Source organism: Mycobacterium heidelbergense (genome assembly GCF_050205645.1).
Lineage (GTDB): Bacteria > Actinomycetota > Actinomycetes > Mycobacteriales > Mycobacteriaceae > Mycobacterium > Mycobacterium heidelbergense_A.
In genome coordinates this window covers 1-460 of the sequence record NZ_JBNMQT010000067.1, presented here as the reverse complement: position 1 = coordinate 460, position 460 = coordinate 1, and the positions used below count along the sequence as shown (strand labels likewise).

The window sequence follows — 460 nt, the reverse complement described above, 5'->3', positions numbered from 1 at the left end:
GCTGGGGCCTTGGGGCACGCCTCCAACGAATTTGAGTGTTCCTCCGCACCCGTCGGGAAGGTAGTAGGTGACGTCGGGGTGGCTGGCGGACAGGGTGGCGAGTTGGTTGAGCGAGATGGGTTTCCAGGTGTGGTCGATGTTTTGCAGTGGCGGCAATCCGCCGAAGTCACAGCCGGGCACGAGCGAGGTATTGCGTTGGTATTCGTAGATGTTTTGCACCCAGCGTTGTTCGTGCCATTGGCCGTGGTCGAACGCCATGCGGGTGTTGGTGGTGGCTTGGGTGCCGGCGAGTTTGAAGCGGTATTCCTCTTGGCCGTTGACGACGGGGGGATCGATGTCACTGATCCATGACTTGCCCGGGGTGTACATGCCGGTGGTTGGGCCGACTTTGAGGGGGGTGCCGTCGGGGTAGGGCCGGTATTCGGGTTTGAGGGGTGGCGGTTGAGCGCCGGTGTAGGGC

1 pseudogene is annotated in these 460 nt (G+C 62.4%); it reads right to left on the bottom strand.

The features are described 5' to 3' along the window. Positions 1-460, bottom strand: a pseudogene (locus tag ACQI5H_RS24620) (hypothetical protein); the annotation flags it as partial.